Annotated in this window: 3 protein-coding genes and 2 pseudogenes; 4 read left to right on the top strand and 1 reads right to left on the bottom strand. The window is 40.2% G+C overall.

The genetic code is table 11. The features are described 5' to 3' along the window. From MRT15_RS10420 to MRT15_RS10405, 4 genes and pseudogenes are all read left to right on the top strand, one after another. Nucleotides 1-426, top strand: a pseudogene (locus MRT15_RS10420) (hypothetical protein); the annotation flags it as partial. A 4-nt stretch (nucleotides 427-430) separates the two neighbouring features. Continuing rightward, nucleotides 431-1,240, top strand: coding sequence for a hypothetical protein (locus tag MRT15_RS10415; RefSeq protein ID WP_304330054.1), 810 nt, complete (start codon nucleotides 431-433; stop codon nucleotides 1,238-1,240). After that, complete coding sequence (locus MRT15_RS10410; protein ID WP_304330052.1) at nucleotides 1,240-1,932, top strand: hypothetical protein; 693 nt, start codon at nucleotides 1,240-1,242, stop codon at nucleotides 1,930-1,932. Before MRT15_RS10415 ends, MRT15_RS10410 begins: the two co-directional genes overlap by 1 nt. Before the next feature lie 47 nt (nucleotides 1,933-1,979). Next, nucleotides 1,980-3,647, top strand: coding sequence for a hypothetical protein (locus MRT15_RS10405; RefSeq protein ID WP_304330050.1), 1,668 nt, complete (start codon nucleotides 1,980-1,982; stop codon nucleotides 3,645-3,647). A gap of 5 nt (nucleotides 3,648-3,652) precedes the next feature. Here MRT15_RS10405 and MRT15_RS10400 read toward each other — a convergent pair. Next, nucleotides 3,653-3,853: pseudogene (locus MRT15_RS10400) on the bottom strand (D-glycerate dehydrogenase); the annotation flags it as partial.

Here is a 3,853-nt window from a genome sequence, read left to right as displayed (position 1 = left end):
AGAGCTCTTAGTGCATGGACTATATTCCTAATGTATCTCATGGCTATTCTCGGTTTACTCCCACCAATAACTGCTCATCCAAGCTTCCAATGGCTTTATTCAACGACTGTTGCTGCATTGGATCCAACAGTTTACTCCATACTTGCATTCTACATTACCTCAGCATCCTATAGGGCTTTTAGAGCTAGGAATCTTGAAACAACAATATTCTTAATCGCTGGCATCATCGTTATACTTTACAATGCACCTATAGGTGGCTACTTGCATCCAGGTATTGTGACTTTGGGTTCGTGGGCTATGAACGTCCCAATAGTTGCTGGTCAGAGGGCTATAATGGTTGGTGCAGCTATAGGTGCTTTAGCACTTGCGATCAGAACTTTCACTGGTAGGGAGAGTGCTTGGCTTAGGGCTGGGGGTGGGGGGTGAAATTATGGCGAAAGAGTTTGATCCAAGGTGGATGTACCTTTTGCTCTTCATAGTCGTGGGCGCTCCACTTATTAGACCACTAGGTTTGCCGCTACCAATAACTGCTCCCGTACTAGCCTTATACAATAAGATAGAATCTTTACCTCCCGGTAGTGTTGTCCTGTTTGAGTATGGTGTTGGTGCAGCCAGCTGGCCTGAGCATGGCCCCTCAAATATTGCCGTCCTAAAGCATCTGTTAAGTAAGAATGTTAAGATAATCCTCATATCACTTTACACAGCTGAAGGGCCAACCTTATTTGCCACTAAGATTAAGCCTGCTATAGCAAGCTACTTGGAGAAGAAGACTTATGGTGTTGATTACGTTGATTTTGGGTATGTGACTGGATATGAGACTGCTATGGCAGCTATAGCCGAAGATATGCATAAGGCATTGCCGAAGGATGTTTATGGTACACCAGTTGATCAGATTCCATTGATGAAGAATGTTAGGAGTGCAAGGGATTTGGCCTTAGTTATTGCCACAGGTTACTGTGAGCCTTATATCAGGCAATTTTACACTCCATATGGTGTTCCGGTGGCTATTATGACTTGGGGTATGAATGCCCCTGGATACATGCCATACATAAGTGCTGGGCAGTTGTGTGGTATGGTGGCTGGTATTAGGGCTGCAGCGGAATATGAAATCTTAATTAAGAGTCCTGGTGAAGCTTCAGCTTCCTCAGATGCTCTCTCACTTTCACACCTCTTCGTCACAATATTGATCGTTATAGGGAATATTCAGTACTATCTAACTAGGAGGAGGGGTGGTAGATGATGGATTTTGCTGAATTTGCTTCACTAATTTCAGGTTTAATTGCAGCGGCATTGACATTGATGATTTACAGCTTACTTTATAGGGAGAGCATATTGTATAGGATTGCTGAACACACCTTTGTTGGAATATATGCTGGTTATGGTGTTGCTTATGCTGTAAAGAATATTATGGATCAAGGTGTCAGCAGGGTTTCTGCTGGAAACTATTGGTTTATTATACCGATGATCCTTGGAATAATGTTGTTCACTAGGTTCACGGTTAAGCAGGCTTGGATTAGCAGGTATTCTATGGCTGTAATGGTTGGTGTAGGTACTGGTGTTTCCGTTAGAGCTTTGATTGAAGCTCAGATTGTTAGGCAGATTAAAGCCAGTGTAATTTCATTGTATGGTGGACCCTTCACCGTAATTGACAATTTGATTATAGTCCTTGGATTCATATGCGCCTTCCTCTACTTCTTCTTCACCGATATAAGTGCTCTTAGGAGACCTATGAGTTACATTGCTAAGGCTGGCAGATATGTGTTGATGTTTACTTTTGGTGGAGCTTTTGGTGGGACTGTCTTAAGTAGGATGACTCTATTTACTGGTAGAATGCAATACCTACTATCATATCCAGCGTACTATATGATTCCAGTGTTTGTGGCCATAATATGTGCTATGATATACTATGATTTGAGGAAGAAGAAAGCGTAACCTCAAATATTTCCCATTTTTTTAACTTTAATTTTTAGGTGTTGATTATGATGGATTTGAGTTTCGATTTTGGTGATAAATATCATAAATTTAATGGTTATCTTTTTGCTTTTAGAATTTTCACTCTTGATAACATTTATGGCGTGGATTTTGATAAAGCTGAAGTGGCTTCTGATAGTAGCTTCCTAAGATTAGTGGCTAATAGATTCTTTTATGCTGGTGGTAGGGGGAAGGTTCCAGGCTTATTTGAAGCCGTATTGCGTAGATTTCCTGATGATCATGTTGAAATCTCATGTAAAGCCCTCTTTGAATCAACCCTCCAAGTTAGTGATCGTGATTTGAAATTTGAAGAGTGGAAGATTAAGGGTGTTGGTATTCTAATTAAGGGTTTAAATGTTGATAGATACATGACGGGTTCCTTCACGTTTGAGAATTATAATCCAGAGCAAGGTGTAATATTGAATTATCCTAGGATTTGGACTAGTTATAATCGTAGTTTACCTACACCATTAATGGTCGTTCATGTCAGGGATGCGGATAAATACTTCTATTCTCTGAGTATGGATGAGGAGTTAAGACCTAAGAGGTTTGCTATTCGCAGTGACTTCAATGGTGATACTGTGATAGAATTGTATCATGAGGAAAAGGCCACTATGTTTTCAAATAGCATAAATGTTCCCACTTTTAGGGTTGGATTCTGTAAGGATCCGTGGGAGCCTCTAACTGTCAGAATGAATTTTATGGAGGAGAAGTGGGGTCTTAAATCTTGGGAAGATAGGGATGATGTTCCATATTGGATGAGGAGAGTTTCCCTAGTGGTTAATATGCATGGTAAGCATTGGACTGGATACATATTCAACACATTCAATGACATGATTAAAGTTTTGGAGTGGATTTCCAAGCGTATTGAAGGCTATAGGGTTTTAGTCTTTCTACCTGGATTTAATGGTAGATACTACTATGATTACCCAATTTACGATCCAGACCCGGATCTAGGTGGTGTTGAGGGGTTTAGAAATCTCGTGAACACAGCACATGAGCTTGGGATGCATGTGGTTCCAATGTATGGTGCTGTGGCTGCAGGTTTCAGATGGGTTAGAATGCTCAATTTGGAGGATGCCATTTTTAGGGATAAATATGATTTAAGTGTAGTTCCACCAAATTGGGTTGATTGGGATGCTGATAGGGAGAGGGATGACATATGGATTCCATTGAATCTTGGCAATAGGAAGTTTCTTGATCACCTTTACAATTCCATATGTAAAATAACTGATGAATTTATGGTTGATGGCGCTTTCCTAGATATACCCCACTTATACGTTAACGATCATAGGTATGATATGTATGAGGGATTAAGAAGATTGGTAATTGATTTGAAACGCAAGTATGGCAGGAATTTCCTAATTTTCGGAGAAGCATACTACGATGCATTATTCCCCCTAATTCCATTCTACCATGTACCTTTCCCGAAAAACTATTCAGAATTCTTCCATAAGTATATCAGAACAGCCTATCATCTTTCACATCCAGCTCCAGGTAGGGGTAGTACTGGAGTTCATGAGCAGGGGCGTCAAAAATTCTTTATACCAAATCCAGAGGATAAGGTTGTACCAACATTATGTGTGGTGGAGGATACCATAGAAAAATATGGTGATGATGTGGAGAAGGTTATAGAGGCTGCAAAAATTTATGCTAAAATAAATAATTTACCATGATTGTGTCATTGAAATCCTGGCTTCCTGACGTTTACAACCTCTTTATTTACTAGGTTTGGTGGTACTCTTCCCTGATGGAATGCTATTAGATTTTCCGCAACTATTTCTGCCATTGCATGTCTAGCTTCATATGTTGCGCTTCCAATATGTGGCACTATTACGGCATTTTTAAATGCTGTTAATGGATGGTTTGGTGGTAGTGGTTC

Source organism: Candidatus Culexarchaeum yellowstonense (assembly GCF_024707025.1).
Classification (GTDB): domain Archaea; phylum Thermoproteota; class Methanomethylicia; order Culexarchaeales; family Culexarchaeaceae; genus Culexarchaeum.
Note: the sequence above shows the minus strand (reverse complement) of the source record. Positions and strands in the feature narration are given on the sequence as shown.